The sequence below is a fragment of the Streptomyces sp. NPDC002680 genome (assembly GCF_042889145.1).
In the GTDB taxonomy this organism is placed as follows: domain Bacteria; phylum Actinomycetota; class Actinomycetes; order Streptomycetales; family Streptomycetaceae; genus Streptomyces; species Streptomyces adonidis.
The window spans coordinates 437060-459972 of record NZ_JBIAQP010000003.1; the positions used below are offsets into that span (position 1 = coordinate 437060).

General features: G+C 72.1%; 21 protein-coding genes. 15 read left to right on the plus strand and 6 right to left on the minus strand.

The features are described from left to right. Nucleotides 1–398: 398 nt before the first annotated feature. From ACFYXF_RS11660 to ACFYXF_RS11670, 3 genes are all read left to right on the plus strand, one after another. Complete coding sequence (locus ACFYXF_RS11660; protein ID WP_389349465.1) at nucleotides 399–1853, plus strand: DUF2252 domain-containing protein; 1455 nt, start codon at nucleotides 399–401, stop codon at nucleotides 1851–1853. An 86-nt stretch (nucleotides 1854–1939) separates the two neighbouring features. Further along, complete coding sequence (locus ACFYXF_RS11665; RefSeq protein ID WP_389349342.1) at nucleotides 1940–2848, plus strand: J domain-containing protein; 909 nt, start codon at nucleotides 1940–1942, stop codon at nucleotides 2846–2848. 37 nt (nucleotides 2849–2885) lie between these two features. Further along, nucleotides 2886–3215, plus strand: a complete 330-nt coding sequence (locus tag ACFYXF_RS11670) for a rhodanese-like domain-containing protein (protein WP_389349466.1) — start codon at nucleotides 2886–2888, stop codon at nucleotides 3213–3215. A gap of 37 nt (nucleotides 3216–3252) precedes the next feature. Here ACFYXF_RS11670 and ACFYXF_RS11675 read toward each other — a convergent pair whose 3' ends face one another. After that, nucleotides 3253–4386 carry an acyl-CoA dehydrogenase family protein gene (locus ACFYXF_RS11675; RefSeq protein ID WP_389349343.1) on the minus strand — a complete coding sequence of 378 codons (1134 nt, stop codon included), beginning with the start codon at nucleotides 4384–4386 and terminating at the stop codon, nucleotides 3253–3255. A gap of 263 nt (nucleotides 4387–4649) precedes the next feature. Here ACFYXF_RS11675 and ACFYXF_RS11680 point away from each other — a divergent pair, with 263 nt between their 5' ends. Genes ACFYXF_RS11680 through ACFYXF_RS11690 form a run of 3 tightly spaced genes read left to right on the plus strand, consistent with a single transcriptional unit; the run spans nucleotide 4650 to nucleotide 7536 of the window. Next, complete coding sequence (locus ACFYXF_RS11680) at nucleotides 4650–5513, plus strand: DUF5819 family protein (RefSeq protein WP_389349344.1); 864 nt, start codon at nucleotides 4650–4652, stop codon at nucleotides 5511–5513. Further along, the gene (locus ACFYXF_RS11685) at nucleotides 5510–6775 is read left to right on the plus strand and encodes an HTTM domain-containing protein (protein ID WP_389349345.1); all 1266 of its coding nucleotides are present in this window, start codon (nucleotides 5510–5512) and stop codon (nucleotides 6773–6775) included. Before ACFYXF_RS11680 ends, ACFYXF_RS11685 begins: the two co-directional genes overlap by 4 nt. Further along, nucleotides 6772–7536, plus strand: a complete 765-nt coding sequence (locus ACFYXF_RS11690; protein ID WP_389349346.1) for a TrmH family RNA methyltransferase — start codon at nucleotides 6772–6774, stop codon at nucleotides 7534–7536. Before ACFYXF_RS11685 ends, ACFYXF_RS11690 begins: the two co-directional genes overlap by 4 nt. A gap of 94 nt (nucleotides 7537–7630) precedes the next feature. On the opposite strand, the gene paaN is transcribed toward ACFYXF_RS11690, so the two are convergent. After that, nucleotides 7631–9322, minus strand: coding sequence for a phenylacetic acid degradation protein PaaN (paaN, locus tag ACFYXF_RS11695; RefSeq protein WP_389349347.1), 1692 nt, complete (start codon nucleotides 9320–9322; stop codon nucleotides 7631–7633). A 172-nt stretch (nucleotides 9323–9494) separates the two neighbouring features. On the opposite strand from paaN, the gene ACFYXF_RS11700 reads away from it, so the two are divergent. Further along, the gene (locus ACFYXF_RS11700) at nucleotides 9495–11009 is read left to right on the plus strand and encodes a 3-hydroxyacyl-CoA dehydrogenase (RefSeq protein ID WP_389349348.1); all 1515 of its coding nucleotides are present in this window, start codon (nucleotides 9495–9497) and stop codon (nucleotides 11007–11009) included. Next, nucleotides 11006–11596, plus strand: a complete 591-nt coding sequence (locus ACFYXF_RS11705) for a TetR/AcrR family transcriptional regulator (RefSeq protein ID WP_389349349.1) — start codon at nucleotides 11006–11008, stop codon at nucleotides 11594–11596. The genes ACFYXF_RS11700 and ACFYXF_RS11705 overlap by 4 nt, the downstream gene beginning before the upstream one ends. Before the next feature lie 20 nt (nucleotides 11597–11616). Here the strand turns inward: ACFYXF_RS11705 and ACFYXF_RS11710 are convergent, their stop codons facing one another. After that, nucleotides 11617–12102, minus strand: coding sequence for an Lrp/AsnC family transcriptional regulator (locus ACFYXF_RS11710; protein WP_235480016.1), 486 nt, complete (start codon nucleotides 12100–12102; stop codon nucleotides 11617–11619). Nucleotides 12103–12292: 190 nt separating this feature from the next. Between ACFYXF_RS11710 and pdhA the strand changes: the two genes are divergently transcribed. Genes pdhA through ACFYXF_RS11740 form a run of 6 tightly spaced genes read left to right on the plus strand, consistent with a single transcriptional unit; the run spans nucleotide 12293 to nucleotide 19290 of the window. Further along, nucleotides 12293–13426: a pyruvate dehydrogenase (acetyl-transferring) E1 component subunit alpha gene (gene pdhA / locus ACFYXF_RS11715; protein WP_389349350.1), complete on the plus strand. Its 1134-nt coding sequence runs from the start codon at nucleotides 12293–12295 to the stop codon at nucleotides 13424–13426. After that, on the plus strand, nucleotides 13426–14430 hold the full coding sequence (locus ACFYXF_RS11720) for an alpha-ketoacid dehydrogenase subunit beta (protein ID WP_389349351.1): 1005 nt from the start codon (nucleotides 13426–13428) through the stop codon (nucleotides 14428–14430). The genes pdhA and ACFYXF_RS11720 overlap by 1 nt, the downstream gene beginning before the upstream one ends. Next, nucleotides 14430–15731, plus strand: a complete 1302-nt coding sequence (locus tag ACFYXF_RS11725; RefSeq protein WP_389349352.1) for a dihydrolipoamide acetyltransferase family protein — start codon at nucleotides 14430–14432, stop codon at nucleotides 15729–15731. The genes ACFYXF_RS11720 and ACFYXF_RS11725 overlap by 1 nt, the downstream gene beginning before the upstream one ends. Before the next feature lie 55 nt (nucleotides 15732–15786). Next, nucleotides 15787–16725, plus strand: coding sequence for an NTP transferase domain-containing protein (locus tag ACFYXF_RS11730; RefSeq protein ID WP_389349353.1), 939 nt, complete (start codon nucleotides 15787–15789; stop codon nucleotides 16723–16725). Continuing rightward, nucleotides 16722–18152, plus strand: a complete 1431-nt coding sequence (locus ACFYXF_RS11735; RefSeq protein WP_389349354.1) for a molybdopterin molybdotransferase MoeA — start codon at nucleotides 16722–16724, stop codon at nucleotides 18150–18152. The genes ACFYXF_RS11730 and ACFYXF_RS11735 overlap by 4 nt, the downstream gene beginning before the upstream one ends. Nucleotides 18153–18192: 40 nt before the next feature. Next, a complete protein-coding gene (locus tag ACFYXF_RS11740) occupies nucleotides 18193–19290 on the plus strand; it encodes a potassium channel family protein (protein ID WP_389349355.1) in 1098 nt (365 codons plus the stop codon). Nucleotides 19291–19304: 14 nt separating this feature from the next. On the opposite strand, the gene ACFYXF_RS11745 is transcribed toward ACFYXF_RS11740, so the two are convergent. Next, nucleotides 19305–20153, minus strand: a complete 849-nt coding sequence (locus ACFYXF_RS11745) for an ABC transporter permease (RefSeq protein ID WP_389349356.1) — start codon at nucleotides 20151–20153, stop codon at nucleotides 19305–19307. Beyond that, nucleotides 20150–21202 (minus strand): ATP-binding cassette domain-containing protein, encoded by a 1053-nt coding sequence (locus ACFYXF_RS11750; protein WP_389349357.1) that lies wholly within the window; start codon nucleotides 21200–21202, stop codon nucleotides 20150–20152. Before ACFYXF_RS11750 ends, ACFYXF_RS11745 begins: the two co-directional genes overlap by 4 nt. 165 nt (nucleotides 21203–21367) lie before the next feature. On the opposite strand from ACFYXF_RS11750, the gene ACFYXF_RS11755 reads away from it, so the two are divergent. After that, nucleotides 21368–22348, plus strand: a complete 981-nt coding sequence (locus tag ACFYXF_RS11755; RefSeq protein WP_389349358.1) for an NAD(P)H-quinone oxidoreductase — start codon at nucleotides 21368–21370, stop codon at nucleotides 22346–22348. Nucleotides 22349–22365: 17 nt separating this feature from the next. On the opposite strand, the gene ACFYXF_RS11760 is transcribed toward ACFYXF_RS11755, so the two are convergent. Beyond that, nucleotides 22366–22776 carry a hypothetical protein gene (locus ACFYXF_RS11760; RefSeq protein WP_389349359.1) on the minus strand — a complete coding sequence of 137 codons (411 nt, stop codon included), beginning with the start codon at nucleotides 22774–22776 and terminating at the stop codon, nucleotides 22366–22368. Nucleotides 22777–22913: the final 137 nt, after the last annotated feature.

The following is a 22913-nucleotide window of genomic DNA, read 5'->3' on the forward strand; positions in this document are numbered from 1 at the left end:
TGTTCGTTCCCGGGGTCAAAGGGTTCAGGGCATAGCCGGACACCCCGACCTCGCGGGGACCCGCCAGCGTCCGTGGCTGTACCTCTGGCCTGGGACGCGGGAAATCCGACAGTACAGCGCGGGAAACGATCTCTATCGACCCCTGTATAAGTCCTGACCAGCGAGTTCCGTCGGTGCCCCACAAGTGAACGGCCCTCATCGTGGATCACGATGAGGGCCGTTTCGCGTTGTCCTCGCACGTCTCGCGGGTGTGAGGTCTCTCTCATATGAGGTGCGTCCCACGGGTCGGACCTGGGTCGAAGAGTTATCCACAGGCTCTGACGGGATTTGTCCGGTGGCGGTACGGTCGTCGCGAGTTGATGTTGACAGCGGTGAACGAAGCGGGGGAGGCGGTCGCGATGACCGAGGTCGGTACGGAGTCTGCGGGCACCGGAGCGGCGCCGAGCCGGGCACGGGAGCTTCCCCGGGTGCGTGGCTTCGCCCAGTGGCAGGCGGAGGGCTCCTCCCCCAAGGAGGCGGGGAAGGCGCTGCGGCGACAGGTCCCGCGGGCCGCGCACGCCTCCTTCGACTCCGGCACGGACGGTTCGCGGCCGGACGCGGAGGCGGCGGTCAGGGAGTCCAACCTCGGCCGTATCCCCGAGCTCACCCCGATAAGGGTGGGCAGGATGGCGGCCACCCCGTTCGCGTTCCTGCGCGGTTCGGCGGGCCTGATGGCGTACGACCTGGCCCGCACCCCGATGACCAGGATCCGCGCCCAGATCTGCGGTGACGCCCACGCGGGCAACTTCGGGCTGTACGGGGACGCGCGCGGCGGTCTGGTCATGGACCTCAACGACTTCGACGAGACGGTCCAGGGCCCCTGGGAGTGGGACCTCAAGCGGCTCGCCGCCTCGCTCGTGCTCGCGGGCCGGGAGGCGGGCGCCGACGAGGCCACCTGCCGCGGTGCGGCGCACGGCGCGGTCGGCGCGTACCGCCGCACGATGCGGCTCCTCGCGAAGCTGTCGGTGCTGGACGCGTGGAACGCCATCGCGGACGAGGAACTCGTCTCCTACACGGACGCCCACGATCTGATCGGCACGCTGGAGCGGGTCTCCGAGAAGGCCCGGGGCAACACCAGCGGGCGCTTCGCGGCCAGGTCGACGGAGGCCACCGAGGACGGCGGACGGCGCTTCGTGGCGGCTCCGCCGGTGCTGCGGCAGGTGCCGGACGCGGAGGCCGCGGTGGTGGCGGCGTCCCTGGAGGAGTACGTGGACACGCTCTCGGAGGACCGCCTCCCGCTGGTGGCCCGGCACTCGGTGCACGACGTGGCGTTCCGCATCGTCGGCACGGGGAGCGTGGGCACGCGGTCGTACGTCGTCCTGCTCCTTGACCACCGTGGTGAGTCGCTGGTGCTCCAGGTGAAGGAGGCCCGGCCCTCGGCGCTGGTTCCGCATCTGGCGACCGCCGGCTTCGACCCGGTGGAGGCCGCGGGCGCGGTGCACGAGGGGCGCCGGGTGGTGCTCGGGCAGAAGCGCATGCAGGTCGTCAGCGACATCCTCCTCGGCTGGACCACCGTCGACGGACTGCCTTTCCAGGTACGGCAGTTCCGCAACCGCAAGGGCAGCGTCGACCCGGCCGCCCTCTCCGCCGACCAGGTCGACGACTACGGCCGGATGACGGGCGCCCTGCTGGCCCGCGCCCACGCCCACAGCGCCGACCCGCGACTGATCGCCGGCTACTGCGGCAAGGGCGACGAGCTGGACGAGGCGATCGCGACGTTCGCCATGTCCTACGCCGACCGCACGGAGGCCGACCACGCGGATCTGGTGGAGGCGGTGCGGGCGGGGAGGATCGACGCGGAGATGGGGGTGTGACGGTTGTTACGGGGGACGGGGGCGGCTTCACGGGCGCTGTTCGGTGGCCTTGGAGGTACGGGTGAGCCGTGGCCTACGCTGGGCGGGTGACGACCCCGGAAGCTGAGCAGTCCTCGTCCGTGCCCGAAGCCGACGGGCCGCGGGAGCCCCTTGACGCGCAGGCGCCGTCCGGCGCGGCCGATCGGACCGGGGGCGCGGCCGAGGGCGTGGCTGAGGCGGATCGGCCCGAGGCGCGGCTGGAGCGGGCCGTACGGGCCGCCGAGCAGGCGCTCATCGAGTACGAGATCGCCGTCGAGACCTTCCGTATCGAGGTCGAGAACTTCTCCCGGCTGCACCACCAGAAGCTCGGCCCGATGTACGCCCGCCTCGACGAACTGGACGCGAGCATCGCCGAGGCGAAGGCCGCGCGGACCGGCGCCCCCGAGGACGTGCTCGCGGCGCAGGAGGCACGGGCGCGGGTCATGCCGATGCCCGGTGTCGAGGAGCTGTTCCACGGCTGGATGGACTCCGAGGGACTGTTCCCGGAGGCCGTCGCGATGCTCACCGACCAGCCGGTGCGGCCTCCGCAGCGGGTCCGCCCGAGCGACGAGGCCCGCAAGCTCTACCGTGAGCTGGTCCGCAAGGCCCACCCGGACCTCGCGCAGGACGAGGACGAGCGGGCGCGGCGCGACGAGTTCATCTCCCGGGTCAACGCCGCCTACGGGCGGGGCGACGAGGGGCTGCTGCGGGAGCTGGCCGAGGAGTGGGCGGCCGGTCCGGCGCCCGCCGAGTGGCAGCCGAGTCACAGCGAGGAGCTGTACGCCCGCCTCGAATGGCTTTCCCAGCGCAAGGAACTGCTCACGCTGGTCGCCAGTGAGCTGGAGGAGGGCGCGATCGGCGCGATGCTGAAGCTCGCCCCGGACGACCCCGACCGTCTCTTGGAGGAGATCGCCGAGCAGCTGCTGGCGCAGGTCGCGCAGCGCGAGAGGGAACTCGCGGAGTTGCTTGAGCAGTGACCTGGGTATCGTCGGGGACATGAGTTTCGGAGCTGGTGTGCCCACGGTCGAGGTCTCGGACCTCAAGGACGGCGACTTCCTGCTGGACGTCCGCGAGGACGACGAGTGGCAGGCGGGGCACGCCGAGGGGGCGTTGCACATCCCGATGAGCGAGTTCGTCGCCCGCTACGGCGAGTTGACCGAGGCGGCACCGCAGGACGGCCGGGTCAACGTGATCTGCCGCTCCGGCGGCCGTTCGGCCCAGGTCACCAACTACCTGGTCCAGCAGGGCATCGACGCGGTGAACGTCGGCGGCGGTATGCAGGTGTGGGAGGCGGCGGGCCGTCCGGTCGTGACCGACGAGGGTGCGCCGGGCTTCGTGGCCTGAACCCCGTTCCCCGGTATGTGACGGCCCGCCGCGGGGTTCAGCCCAGCTGGTGGGCCGCGAGCAGGTCGCCCAGGGCCTCCTCGTGTGCGGCGGCCGGGCCGAGCGACAGTTCCAGGTACTTGGCCCAGGCGTGGAACCGGTGCAGCGGATAGTCGGTGTCGGCGCCGAAGCCGCCGTGCAGATGCTGCGCGGTCTGCACGACCCGTCGTACGCCCTCCGAGGCCCAGATCTTGGCGACGGCGACGTCCCCGGACACGGGCAGCGCGCCCTCGGCCCCGGTGCTGATCCGCCATGCCGCCTGCCACAGCGTGACCTCCATCGCGCGCAGGTCGATGTACCGGTCGGCGGCCTGCACGGCGACGGCCTGGAACGTCGCCAGCGGATGTCCGAACTGCTCCCGCTTTCCGGTGTAGTCGCTGGTCATGCCCAGCACCGCCGTCCCCAGCCCGAGCGCCAGCGCGCACGTCCCGACGGTCAGCAGATCGCGCAGCCACGGCCAGCCGCCTTCGGCGTCGAGGACGTACCGGCCAGGCAACCGCACGGACTCCAGGCGCAGTTCGCCGAGCCGCTCACCGGCGGTGGATGTCTGCTCGCCGAGGGCGACGCCTTCGTGGACGCGGGGGACCAGGGCGAGGACGGTCCGGTCGGCGCTGGTGCGCGCGGGTACGAGGACGAAGTCGGCGTTGTGCGCCCAGGGCACCGCCGTCTGCGTGCCGTCGAGGACCCAGAGGTCACCGTCCCGCCCGGCGGTCACGGCGAGTTCGGCGGGGTCGTGGCCGGTACGGCCGTGCGCGGCGACGGTGAGGACGAGTTCGCCGGTCCCGGCGCGGCGCAGTATCTCGCCCCGCAACTCCTCGTCCCCGTACGCCTGTACGGCCGCCGTGGCCGCGCAGCTCTCCAGCAGGGGCACCCTGGCCAGCACCTTCGCGGACTCGCGCAGCACGAGACACAGGGCGATGGCGTCGAGACCGGCCCCGCCGAACTCCTCGTCGAGCAGCAGGCTCAGCAGATCCGCACCGGCGAGCTTCTCCCACAGGGCCCGGTCGAAGTCGTCCGCGACGGCGCCCGCGACGAGCGACGGACTGGGCACCGAGTCCGGCGCGACTCCGCTGAACACCGCCAGGGCCGCCTCGACCGCCGCCTGCTGCTCCTCGCTGAACCTGAAGTCCATGGTGCTGTCCTCTCGGGGCGGGGACGGTATCTGACGGGGCGTCAAGATAGAACAGGTTCTAGAAGAAGGGAACGGATGGTGGGGTCGGGGGTGCGGAGTCGGTTGGCCGACCGATCGTTCGGTTTGCTCGAAATCGATGATCCGGCGACGGGCCGTAGGGTGTCAACGGCTGTGGATAACTCCCGGAGGGGGCTGCGCGGGACGGGTGGGTCTGAGTACCGTGCCCGTGCGCAGTGGGACCGGGGATCGGGAGACGGGGCGGAATGGACGCGTACGAGGCAGGCTCGGACGCCCGGCACGGGCGGGACGAGCCCGGCGGGGCCGAGGGCGCTCCGCCCGACGGACCCGCGCCGACGCCCGGGTCCGGCCCGCCGGACGGTGACAGCGCGCCTGCCCTTGGCACCCTCGCCCCCCACGGCTCCCCCGATCCCCAGGAAGCCCCCCGCACGTCGCTGGCCGCCCTCTCGCTCCCGTACCAGATAGGCGCCGCCCTCGCCGTCGCGGTCGTCGCCGTCGCCGCGTTTGCGCACCTCGGGATGGTCTTCCTGCATGTCGCGCCCTCGAACACGGTCACCAAGGAGCACGCGCGGGCGATCGACGACTGGATCTACCCGGAGTTCGAGCAGAACTGGAAGCTGTTCGCCCCCAACCCGCTCCAGCAGAACATCGCCGTCGAGGTCCGCGCCGATGTCCGTACCGCCGACGGCGGGGCCCGTACGACCGCCTGGTACGACCTCTCCGCGCTGGACGGCGAGGCCATCCACGGCAACCCGGTCCCGAGTCACACCCAGCAGAACGAGCTGCGCCGGGCCTGGGACTTCCTCGTCGCCTCGCACGACGCCCAGAACCGCCCCTCGGGCCTGCGCGGGGTCCTCGCCGAGCAGTATCTGCGCCGCATCGTCGTCCTGCGCCTCGACCGCGAGGACGCGGCCGGCCCCGGCGGCACGATCGACCGCGTCCAGGTCCGCTCCCGCAGTACCAACGTCCGGCCGCCCGAGTGGAGCCAGGAACAGGTGCAGGTGCCCGAGAAGCCGACGTACCGCGTACTGCCCTGGTGGCCCGTCCCCGACGACGAGAAGGCCCAGGCGGCAGGCGCGACCGACGCGACGCGGGCGGACGCCTCATGAGCCGCCCCGCGCCGGCCGCTCCCCGCTCGCTGTCCCGTTCCGTCTCCCTCGGCATCGGGCGGGTCACCGAGAACGCCCTGGGGCCCTACCAGGCCGCCGTCGTCCGGATCGGCTTCTCGGCGACCTGGCTGCTGTTCCTGCTGCGCGAGTTCCCGCACCGGCAGGAGCTGTACGGGCCCGACGGCCCCTGGAGCTGGGATCTCGCCCAGCAGCTCACCGCGGACAACGGCGCCTTCACGGTTCTGATGTGGTCCGGCAGCCAGATCTGGTTCGAGCTCGTCTATGTGCTCGCCGTGCTCGCCAGTCTTCTGCTGCTGCTCGGCTGGCGGACCCGCGCTCTGTCCGTGGTCTTCATGGTCGGCGTGCTCTCGCTCCAGAACCGCAGCATCTTCGTGGGTGACGGCGGCGACAACGTCCTGCACCTGATGTCGCTCTACCTGGTGTTCACGCGCTGCGGCCAGGTGTGGTCCCTGGACGCCCGGCGCGCCCGCGAGGCACGCGCGCGCGTGTCCCTCGATCCCGCCCCCGACCGGGTGGGTCCGGCGCTCTGGACCGTCCTCGGGCTGCTCCTCGTCGCCGGTACCGCCGCCGGCAAGCTCGACGGCGACCCGCTCGTCCCGGTGATCCTCTGGGGCATGTGGCTGGCGCAGGCCGTGTGGTGGGCCGTATCGCGACCTGGGCGTGGCGGTGAGCCCCGGATGCTGCTCGACATCGTCGGCAACCTCGTGCACAACGCGGCGCTCTTCGTGATCATGGCCGAGGCCTGTCTGATCTACGCGACGGCCGGCTGGTACAAGATCCAGGGCTCGCGCTGGCAGGACGGCACCGCCGTCTACTACCCGCTCCACCTCGACTACTTCTCGCCGTGGCCCGCGCTCTCCGACCTGATGTCGTCGAGCGGCACGATGGTGATGCTGGTGACGTACGGGACGGTGATCGTGCAGGTCGCCTTCCCCTTCACCCTCTTCAACCGGCGGGTCAAGAACGTCCTGCTGGCCGTGATGATGACCGAGCACGCCGTGATCGCCGTCGTCCTCGGGCTGCCCTTCTTCTCGCTCGCGATGATCGCCGCGGACGCCGTGTTCCTGCCGACCTCCTTCCTGCGCCGCCTCGGCGATGGGGCGGCACGCGCGCGCGTGCGTCTTCTCGCCCGGCTGCGGGGCGGCTGGCGTGCGGTGCCGGACCCGCCCGCCTCCGGTGCGGCCGACGAGCCCGCCGCGGACGAGTCGGCGGAGCCCCCGCACGTAGGCTTCAAGGCATGACGGAAGCGGCGACAGGGCCCGTGGTGGCCGAGTGGCATCGGCTCGAAGGCTCCTCCGTCCTGCTCGACGGCTTCCACGCCCTCAAGCACGCCGTCCGCTTCGGCGCGCGGATTCCGGCGGCCGTGACCACGGACCGACGCGCGACGCTCGCTCTCGCCGACGAGCTGGCCCCGGACGTACGGGACACCCTGGACGCCCTGCTGACCGAGGTCCCGGAGACGACGTACACGTCCCTCGTGCCGCGCCCGCACCCCACCGCGGTGGCCGCCCTGGCCGTACGGCCCTCCCGCGCGGCTCATCTGGAGGCGCTCGCGCGCACCCCCCGGACCGCGCCCGTCGTCGTGCTCGACAACCCGCGCAACCTCGGCAACGCCGGGGCGGTGATCCGGCTCGCGGCCGGGTTCGGCGCGACCGGGGTCGTCACCACCGGGACGCTCGACCCCTGGCACCCCACCGTCGTCCGCGGTGGGGCGGGGCTGCACTTCGCGACCGCCGTGGAGCGGCTGACGGTGGCCGAGCTGCCGTACGGGCCGGTGTTCGCGCTCGACCCTGAGGGCGACGACATCCGGGGCCTGAAGCTCCCGGACGACGCCGTCCTCGCCTTCGGCTCCGAGCGCAGCGGACTGTCCCCCGACCTACGCGCGCGTGCCGACCACCTGGTGTCCCTCCCGATGCGCCCCCAGGTCTCCAGCTACAACCTGGCGACGAGCGTGGCGATGACGCTGTACCACTGGAGCGTCACGGGGAACGGGACCTTCTGAGCGGAGCGGAACCGCGCCCCGATAGGGGCGCGGGGAACTGCGCGACCAGCCCCCACCGGCCCGCGGTGAACGAACCGCGTACCCAGCGGAGCGCCTATGCAGGCCGACGCACCTCCACCACCCGGAACCGGTTCGCCACGAACGCCCCGTCGCACAGGGCCGCGTTCGCCGCCGGGTTGCCGCCCGAGCCGTGGAAGTCGGAGAAGGCGGCCGTCTGGTTGACGTACACCCCGCCGGTCAGGTTCAGCGACAGCTGCGCGCACTCCTCCAGACAGGCCTCCTCGACGGCCTGTTCGAACTCCGGGTCGGTCGTGTACGCGCCGACCGTCATCGCGCCCTTCTCCCGGACCGTCCGCCGCAGCAGCTCCACCGCGTCCGCCGACGAGTCGACCGAGACGGCGAAGGAGACCGGGCCGAAGCACTCGCTCATGTAGGCGGCCTCCGAGTCGGGCTTGGCACCGTCGAGCTTCACGATGACGGGGGTACGGACCACGGCGTCCGGGAAGTCCGGGTTCGCGATCTCCCGTGAGGCCAGGGCGACCTCGCCGAGCCCGGCCGCCGCCTCCAGGCGGGCCTTCACGTCGGGGTTGACGATCGCGCCCAGCAGACCGTTCGCGCGGGCGTCGTCGCCCAGGAGGCCGTCGACGGCGGTGGCGAGGCCGGTGACCACCTCGTCGTACGACTTGTGGCCCTCCTCCGTACGGATGCCGTCGCGGGGGATCAGGAGGTTCTGCGGGGTTGTGCACATCTGGCCGCTGTACAGGGAGAGGGCGAACGCGAGGTTCGACAGCATGCCCTTGTAGTTGTCGGTCGACTCCACGATCACCGTGTTGACGCCGGCCTTCTCCGTGTAGACCTGCGCCTGGCGGGCGTTGGCCTCCAGCCAGTCGCCGAACGCCGTCGAGCCCGTGTAGTCGACGATGCGGATCTCCGGGCGGGTCGCCAGGGTCTTCGCGATGCCCTCGCCGGGGCGCTCGGCCGCCAGGGCCACCAGGTTCGGGTCGAAGCCGGTCTCCGCCAGGACCTCGCGCGCCACCTGGACCGTCAGCGCGAGCGGCAGCACCGCGCGCGGGTGGGGCTTCACGAGGACCGCGTTGCCCGTGGCCAGGGACGCGAACAGGCCCGGGTAGCCGTTCCACGTCGGGAAGGTGTTGCAGCCGATCAGGAGGGCGATGCCGCGCGGGACGGGGGTGAACTCCTTGGTGAGGGAGAGCGGGTCGCGCTTGCCCTGGGGCTTGTTCCACTCCGCCGTGCCGGGGGTGCGGACCTGCTCCGCGTACGCGTACGCCACCGCCTCCAGGCCGCGGTCCTGGGCGTGCGGGCCGCCCGCCTGGAACGCCATCATGAAGGCCTGGCCGCTGGTGTGCATGACCGCGTGCGCGAACTCGTGCGTCCGCCCGCTGATCCGCTTGAGGATCTCCAGGCAGACCATCGCGCGCACCTCCGCCCCCGCGTCCCGCCAGGCGCGTTGGCCGGCCTTCATGGCGGGCAGCAGCACGTCGACGTCCGCGTGCGGGTAGGTGACACCCAGTGCGATGCCGTACGGGGACTCCTCGCCGCCGACCCAGTCGTCCGTGCCGGGCTGGCCGAGGTCGAGGCGGGTGTTCAGGACGGCGTCGAAGGCGGCCTTGCCCGCCGCCAGGTCGAGGCTGCCGTCCTCCCCGTACGCCTTGGGGTGTTCGGGGTGCGGGGACCAGTACGCGCGTGTGCGGATCGCTTCCAGCGCCTGGTCGAGGGTGGGCCGGTGCTGGGCGATCAGCTGATGCGCGGTGAGTTCGGCGGCCATCGGGGAACAACTCCTCGTCTCAAGAGCACTTCGTTGAGCTCATGGCCTCGGACATGACCTGGGCCATGACCTGGGCAGGAAAGGCACGACAGAGTTAGAGTAACCGAACGATCGGTCGGGACAAGGGGGTCCGCCGCATCTGTGGACAACCTCGTGCGGGAGGATCGCGCACATGACAGCACTCGACCTCAGCAGCCCCGTGGCCGTCGTCGGCACCGGCACCATGGGCCAGGGCATCGCCCAGGTCGCGCTGGTCGCCGGCCATCACGTACGGCTGTTCGATGCCGCTCCCGGGCGTGCCCAGGAGGCCGCCGACGCGATCGGCGCGCGGCTCGACCGGCTCGTCGAGAAGGACCGGATGACGGCGGCCGACCGGGACACCGCCCGGGGCCGGCTGCACGCCGCCGGGAACCTCGCCGAACTCGCCGACTGCTCCCTCGTCGTCGAGGCCGTCCTCGAACAGCTCGACGTCAAGCAGGAGTTGCTGCGCGCGCTGGAGAACGTGGTCGACGAGGACTGTCTGCTGGCCACCAACACCTCCTCGCTGTCCGTCACCGCCATCGGGGGCGTCCTGCGCAACCCGGGGCGGTTCGTCGGGCTGCACTTCTTCAACCCGGCGCCGCTGCTGCCCCTCGTGGAGGTCGTCTCCGGGTTCGCCACCGACGTCACGTCGGCCACGCGCGCGTACGAGATGGCCCGCGCCTGGGGCAAGACCCCGGTCGCCTGCGCCGACACCCCCGGCTTCATCGTCAACCGCCTCGCCCGGCCCTTCTACGCCGAGGCATTTGCGGCGTACGAGGCGCAGTCCGCCGATCCCGCCACCATCGACGCGGTGCTGCGCGAGTGCGGCGGGTTCAGGATGGGCGCCTTCGAGCTGACCGACCTCATCGGGCAGGACGTCAACGAGGCCGTCACCCACTCCGTGTGGCAGGCCTTCTTCCAGGACGTGCGGTTCACGCCCTCGCTGGCCCAGCGGCGCCTCGTCGAGTCGGGCCGGCTCGGCCGCAAGACCGGGCAGGGCTGGTACGAGTACGGGGACGACGCCGAGCGCGCCGAACCGCACACCGCTGAGAAGGCCCAGGCGCCCGCGTACGTCGTCGCGGAGGGTGACCTGGGCCCCGCGTCCGACCTGCTCGCGCTGATCCGCGAGGCGGGCATTCCCGTCCGCGAGGACGAGGAGGACCACGGCACCCGGCTGGTACTGCCCAGCGGCGGCCAGCTGGTCCTCGCCGACGGGCAGACCAGCGTCGAGTTCCGTGACGTCGTCTACTTCGACCTCGCCCTCGACTACCGTCGCGCGACCCGCATGGCGCTGTCCGCCTCCCAGGACACCCAGCCGCAGACCCTCACCGAGGCCATCGGCCTCTTCCAGGCCCTCGGCAAGGACGTCAGCGTCCTCGGGGACGCCCCCGGCATGATCGTCGCCCGTACGGTGGCCCGGATCGTCGACCTCGCGCACGACGCCGTCGCCAAGGGCGTCGCCACCGAGGAGGACGTCGACACGGCGATGCGCCTCGGTGTCAACTACCCGCTCGGGCCCTTCGAGTGGAGCCGCAGGCTCGGCCGGAGCTGGGCGCACGAGATCCTCGACGAACTCCACCAGCGCGACCCGAGCGGACGGTACGCGCCGTCCCTCGCGCTCTACCGCCACGCGTACGCCACCGACAAGCGGGAGGGCACCCCATGACCACCGCCAAGCGCGACACGTACACGCCGACGACCCTTCTCCAGGTCGCCGTCCAGGTGTTCATCGAGCGTGGCTACGACGGCACCTCCATGGAGCACCTCTCCAAGGCCGCGGGCATCTCCAAGTCGTCGATATACCACCACGTCACCGGCAAGGAGGAGCTGCTGCGCCTCGCCGTCAGCCGGGCGCTGGACGGGCTCTTCGGGATCCTCGACGAGGAGCACGCGCGCGTGGGGCCCGCCGCGGGGCGTCTGGAGTACGTCGTACGCCGCATGGTCGAGGTGCTCATGGTCGAACTGCCGTACGTCACGCTGCTGCTGCGCGTGCGCGGCAACACCGACACCGAGCGCTGGGCGCTGGAACGGCGCCGGGACTTCGACCACCGGGTCGCCGAGCTGCTCAGGGCCGCGGCGGCCGAGGGGGACGTACGCGGTGACGTGGAGGTGCGGCTCGCGACGCGGCTCGTCTTCGGGATGATCAACTCGGTCGTCGAGTGGTACCGGCCCGACGGGCGCGGCATGGGCGAGCGGGAGGTCTCCGACGCGGTGGTGCGGCTGGTCTTCGGGGGGCTGCGCAGCCCGGAGTGAGCGTCCTGTGGAGGGGCGTCTCAGCCCTCCAGGTCCAGGTCCTCCTCCTCGAACACCAGCAGGGTGCGCGTGCTGAGCACCTCCGGCATCGCCTGCAGGCGCATCAGGACCAGTTCGCGCAGTGCCTTGTTGTCCGGTGTGTGGACCAGGAGCAGAACGTCGAAGTCGCCGCCCACCAGGGCGATGTGGTCCGCCCCCGGGAGCTGCCGCAGCTGTTCGCGGACCGTGCGCCAGGAGTTCTGGACGATCTTCAGGGTGATGTACGCCGAGGTGCCCTGCCCTGCGCGTTCGTGGTCCACGCGGGCGCCGAAACCGCGGATCACGCCGTCCTCCATGAGGCGGTTGATGCGCGCGTAGGCGTTGGCCCGGGAAACGTGCACACGTTCGGCCACGGAGCGGATCGAGGCGCGGCCGTCCGCCTGGAGCATCTGCAGGATGTCCTGATCGATGGCGTCCAGCGGGCGCGCGGGCGGCAGGGTGTTGCCGCCCTCCGGGCGTTCGGCCATTTGTTCAGGTGCCATGTCCCCCCGCCTCCCTACCATGGACGTACTGCGTCCATCTCAGGCTGTGGAGAACCGTTTGTCCACAGCCTGACGGTGCCTGTAGCCAAAATGTGCCGACGACCGAACAATCGGTAGGTGAGGCGCCTCACATCCGTGGCGTGCCCGAAGCCGTCTCCCACGAGGAGGTGCCGTCATGACGGTCATGGAGCAGCGGGGCGCATACCGGCCTACGCCGCCGCCCGCCTGGCAGCCCCGTACCGACCCCGCGCCGCTGCTGCCCGACGCGGCTCCGTACCGCGTCCTCGGCACCGAGGCGGCGGCGCAGGCGGACCCGGGACTGCTGCGCAGGCTGTACGCGCAGCTGGTGCGCGGGCGGCGGTACAACGCGCAGGCCACCGCCCTCACCAAGCAGGGCCGGCTCGCCGTGTACCCCTCCAGCGTCGGCCAGGAGGCCTGCGAGGTGGCCGCCGCGCTCGCCCTGGAGGACCGCGACTGGCTCTTCCCCAGCTACCGGGACACGCTCGCCGTGGTCGCCCGGGGCGTCGACCCCGTACAGGCCCTGACGCTGCTGCGCGGCGACTGGCACACCGGGTACGACCCGCGCGAGCACCGGGTGGCGCCCCTGTGCACCCCGCTGGCGACGCAGCTGCCGCACGCCGTCGGGCTCGCGCACGCCGCCCGCCTCAAGGGTGACGACGTGGTCGCGCTGACCATGGTCGGCGACGGCGGCACCAGCGAGGGCGACTTCCACGAGGCGCTGAACTTCGCCGCCGTGTGGCAGGCGCCGGTGGTCTTCCTGGTCCAGAACAACGGCTTCGCGATCTCCGTACCGCTCGCCAAGCAGACAGCGGCCCCATCGCTGGCCCACAAGGCCGTCGGCTACGGGATGCCGGGCCGCCTGGTCGACGGCAACGACGCGGTCGCCATGCACGAGGTGCTGAGCGACGCCGTACGGCACGCGCGCGCGGGGGGTGGTCCCACGCTCGTCGAGGCGGTGACCTACCGCCTGGAGGCGCACACCAACGCCGACGACGACAAGCGCTACCGGACCGACTCCGAGGTCGCCGCCTGGCGCGACCACGACCCGATCGACCTCCTCGAACAGGAACTCACCGCGCGCGGGCTGCTCGACGAGGACGGCATCAAGGCCGCGCGCGACGACGCCGAGGCCCTCGCCGCCGACCTGCGCGCCCGGATGAACCAGGACCCGGCGCTCGACCCCATGGACCTGTTCTCCCAGGTCTACGCCGAACCCACCCCCCAACTGCGCGAGCAGCGGGCACAGTTGCGGGCCGAGCTCGACGCCGAGGCGGAAGGGGCGCACTGATGACCACCGTCGCCCTCAAACCCGCCACCATGGCGCAGGCCCTCACGCGTGCGATGCGCGACGCCATGGCCGCAGACCCGGCCGTGCACGTCATGGGCGAGGACGTCGGCACCCTCGGCGGGGTCTTCCGGGTCACCGACGGGCTCGCCAAGGAGTTCGGCGAGGACCGCTGCACGGACACCCCGCTCGCCGAGGCGGGCATCCTCGGGGCGGCGGTCGGCATGGCCATGTACGGTCTGCGCCCGGTCGTCGAGATGCAGTTCGACGCGTTCGCCTACCCCGCGTTCGAACAGCTGATCTCGCATGTCTCCCGGATGCGCAACCGCACGCGCGGCGCCATGCCCCTGCCGATCACCGTCCGGGTGCCCTACGGCGGCGGCATCGGCGGAGTCGAACACCACAGCGACTCCTCCGAGGCGTACTACATGGCGACCCCGGGCCTCCATGTCGTCACACCGGCCACGGTCGCCGACGCGTACGGCCTGCTGCGGGCCGCCATCGCCTCCGACGACCCCGTGGTGTTCCTGGAGCCCAAGCGCCTGTACTGGTCGAAGGACTCCTGGAACCCGGAGGAGCCGTCGGCCGTTGAACCGATCGGACGCGCGGTGGTGCGGCGCCCGGGCCGCAGCGCCACGCTCATCACGTACGGGCCGTCGCTGCCCGTCTGCCTGGAGGCGGCACAGGCGGCGGAGGCGGAGGGCTGGGACCTGGAGGTCGTCGACCTGCGTTCCCTGGTCCCGTTCGACGACGAGACGGTCTGTGCTTCGGTACGGCGGACCGGGCGGGCCCTCGTCGTCCACGAGTCGGGCGGTTTCGGCGGCCCGGGCGGGGAGATCGCGGCCCGCGTCACGGAGCGCTGCTTCCATCACCTGGAGGCGCCGGTGCTGCGCGTCGCCGGGTTCGACATCCCGTACCCGCCGCCGATGCTGGAACGGCACCACCTGCCCGGCGTCGACCGTGTCCTGGACGCCGTGGGGCGGTTGCAATGGGAGGCGGAACGCTGATGGCACAGGTACTGGAGTTCAGGCTCCCCGATCTCGGCGAGGGGCTCACCGAGGCGCTGATCGTGCGCTGGCTGGTCGAGGTCGGCGAGGTCGTCGCCGTCGACCAGCCGGTCGTCGAGGTCGAGACGGCCAAGGCGATGGTCGACGTGCCCTGTCCGTACGGCGGTGTCGTCACCGCCCGCTTCGGCGAGGAGGGCACCGAACTGCCCGTCGGGGCGCCCCTGGTGACGGTCGCGGTCGGCACCCCGGCCCACCCCGAACCGGCGGGCGACGCGGACCGGGGCTCCGGGAACGTGCTCGTCGGGTACGGCACCTCCGAGGCGCCCGCGCGACGGCGCAGGGTACGTCGGGAACCGGCGGCGCCCGCCGCTCCGGTGGCCGTCACGGACGTACAGACTCCCGCTGCCCCCGCCCGGGTCGACGGTCCCGTGCCGGTCATCTCGCCGCTCGTGCGCAGACTCGCCCGCGAGAACGGCCTGGATCTGCGGGAGTTGGCGGGCTCAGGGCCCGACGGACTGATCCTGCGCGCCGACGTGGAGCGCGCCCTGCGCGACGGTGTCGCACGCCCAGAGTCCCCGACTCCGGTGCCCGCCGCGCCCATTGCCTCCTCCGAGGGCACCCGTATCCCCCTCAAGGGCATCCGCGGTGTCGTCGCCGACAAGCTCTCCCGCAGTCGGCGCGAGATCCCGGACGCGACCTGCTGGGTGGACGCCGACGCGACGGAACTCATGCACGCGCGCGTGCGGATGAACGGGGCCGGGGGGCCGAAGATCTCCCTCCTCGCGCTGCTCGCCCGTATCTGCACCGCCGCCCTCGCCCGTTACCCCGAGCTGAACTCCACGGTCGACCTGGAGGCCAGGGAGATCGTCCGGCTCGACCGCGTCCACCTCGGCTTCGCCGCGCAGACCGACCGCGGGCTCGTCGTCCCCGTCGTCCGGGACGCGCACACCAGGAACGCCGAGTCGCTGAGCGCCGAGATCGCCCGGCTGACCGAGGCGGCCCGCACTGGCACCCTCACCCCGGCCGAACTCACCGGCGGGACCTTCACGTTGAACAACTACGGCGTCTTCGGCGTCGACGGCTCCACACCGATCCTCAACCACCCCGAGGCGGCCATGCTCGGCGTCGGCCGGATCGTCCCCAAGCCGTGGGTGCACGAGGGCGAACTGGCGGTGCGCCAGGTCGTCCAGCTGGGGCTCACCTTCGACCACCGGGTGTGCGACGGCGGCACGGCGGGCGGTTTCCTGCGCTATGTGGCTGACTGCGTCGAACAGCCGGCGGTGCTGCTGCGCACACTGTGATCAGGGTGGCGCGCGCCCGTTCCCTGTGATCAGCGGGGGCCCGCATACTCGGAGGGTGACCGCGCATGAGCCCCAGCCCTCAGGGACCCCCGGCGCCGACGGCTACGACGCCGTCGTGCTCGCGGGCGGGGCCGCCCGGCGCCTCGGCGGCGCCGACAAGCCCGGCGTCCGGGTGGGCGGGCGCGCGCTCCTCGACCGGGTGCTCGCCGCCTGCGCCGACGCCGGCACCACCGTGGTCGTGGCCGGCCCCCGGCCCACCGCACGGCCCGTGACCTGGGCCCACGAGGACCCGCCCGGCGGCGGACCCGTCGCCGCGCTCGACGCGGGCCTGCGACAGACCGGGGCCGCGCAGGTCGTCGTACTCTCCGCCGATCTCCCCTTCCTCGGACCGGCGACGGTACGGCGGCTCCTGGGCGCCCTGGAGACGAGCGGCGCCGAGGGCGCGCTGCTCACCGACCCGGACGGACGGGACCAGCCGCTCGTGGCCGCGTACCGGACGTCCGCGCTGCGCCGGGAGCTGGGCGCGCTCGCCCTCGAACACGGCGGCCTCACCGGCCTGCCGCTGCGCCGGCTGACCGGCGCGCTCGCACTCACCCGGGTCTCCGACCCCGTCGCGTCCTTCGACTGCGACACCTGGGACGACATCGCCGCCGCCAGAGCACGCATCAGGGAGCATGGGCACGTGTTGGACGAATGGATTTCCGCAGCCAAGGACGAACTGGGCATCGACCTGGACGTCGACACCGGCCTCCTCCTCGATCTCGCCCGCGATGCCGCGCACGGAGTGGCCAGGCCGGCCGCCCCGCTGACGACGTTCCTCGTCGGCTACGCGGCGGGCCGGGCCGGGGGAGGCCCGGAGGAGGTCGCCGAGGCCACTCGCAAGGCCGTCGCCCTCGCCCTGCGCTGGGCCGAGGAGGCCAAGGAGGACGCGAAGGCCGCCGACGCCGAGCCCGGTGCGGGCCAGGCCCCCGACAGCCGCCCGGACGCCGGATGACCGCCCGCAGCGACCTGGACGACCTCGGCGCCGAGGAGGCGCTCGCCCTCGTGAACGAAGGCAATGGCAGCGGAACCGGCGGCGGCAGCGGTAGGCAGGGTGACCGGCCGACCGCCGAGGGCGCCGCAGTACCTGCCTCCACCGGGGAAGGCGTCTACGACGTGGAGGCAGACCTCCCCGGCCCCGGCACCAAAGGGGATCTCAACCCCGCCCGCCCCCGGGCCACCCCCTGGCCCCAGGCCCGCGCCATCGCCGAGCGCGCCGCCCGCCAGGTCCCCCGTACCGCCATGGCCCCCGTCTCCGTCCCCCTCGACGCCGTTCTCGGCCTTGTCCTCGCCGCTCCCCTGACGGCCCTCACCGACCTCCCCTCCTTCGACACCTCTGCGATGGACGGCTGGGCGGTGGCCGGACCCGGCCCCTGGGACGTGCGCGAGGCCGGTGTCCTCGCCGGGCACGCACAGCCCGAGCCGCTCACCGACGGCAGCGCGGTACGGATCGCTACGGGCGCCCGTATCCCGTACGACACGACCGCCGTCCTGCGCAGTGAGCACGGCCGCACCGACGACAAGGGCCGGCTGCACGCCACCCGGGACATGAGCCACGGCCAGGACATCCGGCCGCGCGGCCAGGAGTGCCGCTCCGGCGACCAGCTGCTGCCCACCGGCACCTTCGTGACCCCGGCCGTGCTCGGACTCGCGGCGGCGGCCGGGTACGACACCCTCGCCGCGATCCCCCGCCCCCGGGCCGAAGTCCTCGTCCTGGGCGACGAGTTGCTCACCGAGGGACTCCCGCACGACGGTCTGATCCGGGACGCGCTCGGCCCGATGCTGCCGCCCTGGCTGCGCTCGCTCGGCGCCGATGTCATCGCCGTACGCAGGCTCGGCGACGACGCCGAATCGCTGTACGCGGCTCTGAAGAACTCCCCCGCCGAGCTGATCGTCACGACTGGTGGCACTGCCTCCGGCCCCGTCGACCACGTCCACCCCACCCTGCACCGCCTCGGCGCCGAACTGCTCGTGAACGGCGTGCAGGTCCGCCCCGGGCACCCCATGCTGCTGGCCCGGATCAAGGAGAACCAGCACCTCGTCGGGCTGCCCGGCAACCCGCTGGCCGCCGTCTCCGGGCTGCTCACCCTCGCCGAGCCCCTGCTGCGGACCCTCGCGGGACGGGCGGCGCCGGAGCCGTACACGCTGCCGCTCAAGGACGAGGTGCACGGGCACCCGCACGACACCCGGCTCATCCCCGTCGTCGTGCGCGGCGACCGGGCCGTACCGCTGCACTACAACGGGCCGGCGATGCTGCGCGGTATCGCGGCGGCCGAGGCCCTCGCGGTCGTACCGCCCGGCGGCGCACGCCCCGGTCAGGAACTCGAACTGCTCGATCTGCCCTGGGCGGCAGCCACCGAAGCCGGGGTGTGTTTCACGTGAAACATTCGATACAGCCGGGCCGCACAGGAGGATGTTTCACGTGAAACTGCCGGGCCATGACGCCATCGCCCGCCAGGCGGACGAGCATCTGGTGACCCATCGGGTGAAACTTCCCCGGACCGTGGTGGAACGGCCGATCCGTCAGGTCGGCAAACGCGTCGCCATGGCGCTGCTGGTGCTGGTCGGGACCGCGCTCATCGTCTACGCCGACCACGACGGCTACAACGACAACTCCGACGGTTCCGTCGACCTCCTCGACGCCTTCTACTACGCCACCGTCACCCTCTCCACCACGGGATACGGCGACATCACGCCCGTCAGTGACGCCGCCCGGTTCACCAACATCTTCGTCATCACACCGCTGCGCGTGCTCTTCCTGATCATCCTGGTCGGCACGACTCTCGAAGTCCTCACGGAGCGCACACGCGAGGAGTGGCGGCAGAACCGCTGGAGGGCGGCCTTGCGAGAGCACACCGTAGTCATCGGGTTCGGTACCAAGGGGCGGTCGGCCGTACAGACCGTCTGTGTCACCGGGCTGAAGAAGGAACAGGTCGTGGTCGTCGACCCCAGCGCGAAAGCCGTGGAGGCGGCCACCGCCGAGGGATACGCCGGAGTGATCGGGGATGCCACGCGCAGTGACGTCCTGCTGCGGGCCGAGGTGCAGAAGGCGCGGCAGATCATCATCGCCACCCAGCGCGACGACACGGCCGTCCTCGTCACGCTCACCGCCCGGCAGCTCAACCGCACGGCGAAGATCGTGGCCGCCGTGCGCGAGGAGGAGAACGCGCCGCTGCTCAAGCAGTCCGGTGCCGACGCCGTCATCACCAGCGCGAGCGCGGCCGGGCGGCTGCTCGGGCTGTCCGTGCTCAGTCCCGCCGCCGGCATGGTCATGGAGGACCTCATCCAGCAGGGCAGCGGGCTCGACATCGTCGAACGGCCGGTCATAAAGGCCGAGGTGGGCAAGGGGCCGCGCGAGACGGACGACCTGGTCGTGAGCGTCGTACGCGGGCATCGGGTGCTGGGCTACGACGATCCGTCCATCGGGGAGCTTCAGGTGGCCGACCGGCTCATCACCATCGTGCGGGCGACGCCGGGCGCCCATGTGGCGCCCGACGTCCGTCCGATCCGCGACAACTGACTCTCGCTTCTCGGTTACTTGCGGTTGTAGAGCCGCATCGTCACCGGGCCGAAGACCAGCACCAGCAGGCCCGCCCACCCCAGCGACCAGGCGATCTCGGCGGCCGGCCACTCGCCGGCCATCAGCTCCCGTACCGCCGACGACACATGGGTGATCGGGCTGTTGTTGACGAAGGCCTGGAGCCAGCCGGGCATGGTGCTCGGGTCGACGAAGACGTTCGACAGGAAGGTCAGCGGGAAGATCACCATCATGCTGACGCCCATCACCGACTTCTCCGTGCGCAGCAGCAGCCCGAACATGGTCCAGATCCAGGAGAAGGCGAAGGAGAAGACCAGGAGGAGGGCGATCCCGGCGGCCACGCCCACCACTCCGTCGGGGCGGTAGCCCAGGATGATGCCGACCGTCAGCATCACCACGGACGCCATGGTGTAGCGCAGGGCGTCGCCGAGGAGATAGCCGACCATCACCGCGGGCCGCCAGATCGGCAGCGTACGGAAGCGGTCGAAGACGCCCTTCTCGATGTCCGTGTTGACCGAGACGCCCGTGTACATCGTGATCATCACGACCGACATCACCAGGATGCCCGGCAGCAGGAACTGGATGTACTCGCGCGGTGAGCCTGCCAGGGCGCCCCCGAACAGGTACGTGTACATCAGCACCATCATGATCGGGAACGCGGTGACGTCGAAGAGCTGCTCCGGGACGTGCTTGATCTTGAGGATCGCGCGCCAGCCGAAGGTGAGGGACGCCGAGAGCGCGCTGGGGCGCGGCGGCCGGTCCTTGGCGACGAGCAGCGCGGCGAGCGATTCGGCGCTGACCGGGGCGAGTTCCCGGCCTTCGGTGGTCGTGGTCGCGGTACTCATGCCGCCACCTCTCCTTCGGAGGAGTCAGCTGCGGAGTCGGCGGTGGAGCCGTCCTCCGTGTCGTGTCCGGTGAGGGCGAGGAACACCTCGTCCAGGCTGGGCTGCCCCAGGGAGAAGTTGTCGACGGTGATGCCGCAGCGGGCCAGCTCGGCGAGCGCGCGGGCCGCCTGCTCGGTCGCCGTGTCGCTTACGGACGTACCGATACGGGCCGTCAGCGCGACCGGGTCGGGCTCGCGCTGCACGGTCGCGTCGAGGGCCAGCCGCAGCACCTCCTCCGCCTCGGGCCGCTGGGCCGGATCGCGCAGCCGCAGATGGACGGAGCCGGCGCCGACGGACGCCTTCAGCTCGCCCTTCGTGCCCTCCGCGATGACCTTGCCCTTGTCGATGACGGCGATCCGGGACGCCAGCTGGTCGGCCTCGTCCAGATACTGCGTGGTCAGCAGCACGGTCGTGCCCTGGGCGACCACCGCGCGCACGATGTCCCACACCTGGTTGCGGCTGCGCGGGTCGAGACCGGTCGTCGGCTCGTCGAGGAAGAGCAGGTCGGGGGTGTTGAGGATGGACGCGGCGATGTCGATGCGCCGCCGCATACCGCCCGAGTAGTGCTTGACCTGCTTCGCCGCCGCCTCCGTGAGCCCGAAGGCCTCCAGGAGCTGGGCGGCACGCTCGCGCGCGGTCCGCTTGTGGTGGCCGAGGAGCCGGCCGAGCAGCACCAGGTTCTCGGTGCCGGTGAGGTCCTCGTCCACGGACGCGTACTGGCCGGTGAGGCTCACCCTGCCGCGTACCGCGTCGGCCTCGCGCACCACGTCGTGGCCGAAGACGTGCGCCTCGCCGCCGTCCGGCCTGAGCAGCGTGGCCAGCATCTTCACGGTGGTCGTCTTGCCGGCGCCGTTCGGCCCGAGGACTCCGTAGACCGTGCCGGTGGGCACGGTGAGGTCGACGCCGTCGACGGCCCGGGTCTCGCCGAAGGTCTTCACCAGACTCGCGGTCTCGATCGCGAGGTCGGGCGCCTCGGCCGCCCTGCCCGCTCTGGCTGCCTGTGGGCTCATGTCTCGTGGTCCTTCCGGAGTCCTTGCGCGTACGGGGTTGACGCAAAGGGAGACCGTCGGCTGGCCGGAAACTCATCGGTCGCGCGACCGTACGTCCCTCCACGGTCTCTCCGCCAGACGCGGACCGCACATCGATTTCGCCGGAGCGGGGAGTAGCGTCCCCTCATGCATGCGATCACGATTCCCGAACCCGGAGGGCCCGAGGCGCTGGTGTGGGCCGAGGTCCCCGATCCCGTGCCCGGCGAGGGCGAGGTGCTGGTCGAGGTGGTGGCCGGCGCCGTCAACCGTGCCGACATCCTGCAACGCCAGGGCTTCTACAACCCGCCGCCAGGAGCTTCCCCGTACCCCGGCCTGGAGTGCTCGGGCCGGATCGCAGAGGTCGGGCCGGGAGTGTCCGGCTGGTCGGTCGGCGACGAGGTGTGCGCGCTGCTCTCGGGCGGCGGTTACGCGACGAAGGTGGCCGTGCCGGCCGGGCAGCTGCTGCCCGTGCCCGAGGGCGTCGACCTGAAGCGGGCGGCGGCGCTGCCCGAGGTGGTCTGCACGGTCTGGTCGAACGTCTTCATGATCTCCCACCTCCGCCCGGGCGAGACGTTCCTCGTGCACGGCGGCTCCAGCGGCATCGGCACCATGGCCATCCAGCTCGCCAAGGCGGTCGGCGCGAAGGTCGCCGTGACGGCCGGGACGAAGGAGAAGCTCGACCAGTGCGCCGAGCTGGGCGCCGACATCCTCGTCAACTACCGCGAGCAGGACTTCGTCGAGGAACTGACACAGGCCACCGGCGGCAGCGGCGCCGACGTGATCCTCGACAACATGGGCGCCAAGTACCTGGACCGTAACGTCCGCGCCCTCGCCGTCAACGGGCGGCTCGCGATCATCGGTATGCAGGGCGGCCTCAAGGCCGAACTGAACATCGGCGCCCTTCTCACCAAGCGGGCCGCGATCAGCGCGACCTCGCTGCGCGCCCGCCCGCTCGCCGAGAAGACGGCGATCGTGGCCGCCGTACGCGAACACGTCTGGCCGCTGATCGCCGCCGGTCAGGTCCGGCCGGTCGTCGACAGCGAGTTCCCGATGAGCGACGCGGCGGCGGCCCACCGGCTGGTGGAGGAGAGCGGCCACGTGGGAAAGGTGCTGCTGGTGGCCCCGTAAAGGGGATGTCCCTGGGGTCAAGTCCTCCGCACGCGCAGTCGCAGCGCGAGGAATGCGAGGCCCAGGCCGAGGCCGATCAGCACGAGCCCGCTGCCCAGCGGCAGTATCCGCAGCACCGGGTGCGTGACCGGGGCGGGCAGCGCGGCCGTGTCCCGTGCATTGCCCGGGTCCGGGACGGTGGTGGGTACGGGGACGGGCACAGTCTCCTCGTAGGCCACCTCCTCGGGCGGCTCGGACTCCCGCCGCCCGGGGCGCTCCCGTCCCTCGCCCGCCCGGCTGCCGGCCCGGGAGGCGTCGGGGGCGGGCCGGGCGACGTGCGCGGCGTTGTCGTACGAGGGTGTCGCGCCGTGCGGGGCGGCGGCGAGCGTGGGTGCCGCCAGGGCCAGCAGAGTGCCGCAGACGCGCAGTGTGTGGAGCCATGGAGTCATGTCGGGCACCTCCCGCCGCGGAGTCGCCAGTCACCAGGGTTCGACGGGACCAGCCTCACACGCACCCGCCCGTCCGGCATCCCGGACGGGACACCGCCGGGCCGGACCCACCGGCCGGAACCGCGGCCCGGTGCGAC

Excerpts from the sequence above, each read along its gene's own strand:
- ACFYXF_RS11660 (WP_389349465.1), top strand. The coding sequence starts at position 399 with ATGACCGAGGTCGGTACGGAGTCTGCGGGCACCGGAGCGGCGCCGAGC.
- ACFYXF_RS11675 (WP_389349343.1), bottom strand. The coding sequence starts at position 4,386 with ATGGACTTCAGGTTCAGCGAGGAGCAGCAGGCGGCGGTCGAGGCGGCC.
- ACFYXF_RS11680 (WP_389349344.1), top strand. The coding sequence starts at position 4,650 with ATGGACGCGTACGAGGCAGGCTCGGACGCCCGGCACGGGCGGGACGAG.
- ACFYXF_RS11685 (WP_389349345.1), top strand. The coding sequence starts at position 5,510 with ATGAGCCGCCCCGCGCCGGCCGCTCCCCGCTCGCTGTCCCGTTCCGTC.
- ACFYXF_RS11690 (WP_389349346.1), top strand. The coding sequence starts at position 6,772 with ATGACGGAAGCGGCGACAGGGCCCGTGGTGGCCGAGTGGCATCGGCTC.
- paaN (WP_389349347.1), bottom strand. The coding sequence starts at position 9,322 with ATGGCCGCCGAACTCACCGCGCATCAGCTGATCGCCCAGCACCGGCCC.
- ACFYXF_RS11700 (WP_389349348.1), top strand. The coding sequence starts at position 9,495 with ATGACAGCACTCGACCTCAGCAGCCCCGTGGCCGTCGTCGGCACCGGC.
- ACFYXF_RS11705 (WP_389349349.1), top strand. The coding sequence starts at position 11,006 with ATGACCACCGCCAAGCGCGACACGTACACGCCGACGACCCTTCTCCAG.
- ACFYXF_RS11710 (WP_235480016.1), bottom strand. The coding sequence starts at position 12,102 with ATGGCCGAACGCCCGGAGGGCGGCAACACCCTGCCGCCCGCGCGCCCG.
- pdhA (WP_389349350.1), top strand. The coding sequence starts at position 12,293 with ATGACGGTCATGGAGCAGCGGGGCGCATACCGGCCTACGCCGCCGCCC.
- ACFYXF_RS11720 (WP_389349351.1), top strand. The coding sequence starts at position 13,426 with ATGACCACCGTCGCCCTCAAACCCGCCACCATGGCGCAGGCCCTCACG.
- ACFYXF_RS11725 (WP_389349352.1), top strand. The coding sequence starts at position 14,430 with ATGGCACAGGTACTGGAGTTCAGGCTCCCCGATCTCGGCGAGGGGCTC.
- ACFYXF_RS11735 (WP_389349354.1), top strand. The coding sequence starts at position 16,722 with ATGACCGCCCGCAGCGACCTGGACGACCTCGGCGCCGAGGAGGCGCTC.
- ACFYXF_RS11745 (WP_389349356.1), bottom strand. The coding sequence starts at position 20,153 with ATGAGTACCGCGACCACGACCACCGAAGGCCGGGAACTCGCCCCGGTC.
- ACFYXF_RS11750 (WP_389349357.1), bottom strand. The coding sequence starts at position 21,202 with ATGAGCCCACAGGCAGCCAGAGCGGGCAGGGCGGCCGAGGCGCCCGAC.
- ACFYXF_RS11755 (WP_389349358.1), top strand. The coding sequence starts at position 21,368 with ATGCATGCGATCACGATTCCCGAACCCGGAGGGCCCGAGGCGCTGGTG.
- ACFYXF_RS11760 (WP_389349359.1), bottom strand. The coding sequence starts at position 22,776 with ATGACTCCATGGCTCCACACACTGCGCGTCTGCGGCACTCTGCTGGCC.